Here is a 981-nt window from a genome sequence, read left to right on the forward strand (position 1 = left end):
CCCCGTCGCGGTCACGACGCCGCGGGCCCGAAAGACCACCACCCCGCGGGACTCCAGGTCGAGAACACCTCGAACCGCGTTGAGCAGAGTTAGGTCCTGCGCATTGACGAGCAAGAGATGAGAGCGGTTGATGTCGGGGCTCTTTTGCCAGCTCACAACGGCGAGTTCGAAGATACTTCGGGTGAGTTCGCCGCCTACGTACCATTTCGGTTTCTCAGGCTCGGACGTGATTACGACCAACTGCGTGGCGTGTTCGTTGAGTCCTGCGTAGGCGATGTGCCGACCAGCAAGGCGTTGCCCCGCCCGCAACCCCTCGGGCACCCCGTCGGCGAAGCGCGGGTCGAACGTAGCCCCGGGCGGCACTTCTAGCAGGACTGCGCGCGTCAGCGGTTTGACGGCTGCCAAATTGAAGCTCTCCGGCGGGTCTTCGAACGCACTGAGATACTCCCGGTCACGCCGCTCTCGGTCGATCTCCTCATCGATCAGCGTCGGGAGTATGGTCGCCCAGTCCGCGTCTTCACGGTACAACTCGCGGAGCGCCCCCTGAAGCGCGGGGTAGACGTCCTCGTCGTGGACGGTGACAAGGACAGACTGCTGCGGGTACTCCTCGTTGGCGCGCGCGAGGCGCCCAATGAACTGCATTGTGGCCGGCGTCGACTTGTGTTTGTCGTGATAGCCGACGATCCGCAGGTTCGGTACGTTGATCCCCTCTCCCAGCATGTCCACTGCAATAACCGCTCGGATCGTGCCCGCTCGCCAGCCCGCGAGAATCGCACTGCGATCTTCGACCGATGTGGTCCCGATGAGAACCCGTGCATCGACGCCCTTGGCCGCATACATGGTCTGGACGCGCCCAGCTCGCGCGACGGTGTTCACTCGTATGAGTGCGACGCTCGTGGCATGCTCGGCCTGAGCCAATTGGCTGGCAACCTCCGCCGCGATTGCCTCATCCTTCGCCTCGTCCGTTACTGGCAGCCCGAG

1 protein-coding gene is annotated in these 981 nt (G+C 63.7%); it reads right to left on the reverse strand.

Features of this window, described 5'->3' with window-relative positions; translation table 11 throughout:
- On the reverse strand, positions 1-981 hold a 981-nt coding region (locus ASG00_RS14910), incomplete at both ends, for a DEAD/DEAH box helicase (RefSeq protein ID WP_200930893.1).

The sequence above is a fragment of the Microbacterium sp. Leaf351 genome, assembly GCF_001423825.1.
GTDB classification, from domain to species: domain Bacteria; phylum Actinomycetota; class Actinomycetes; order Actinomycetales; family Microbacteriaceae; genus Microbacterium; species Microbacterium ginsengisoli.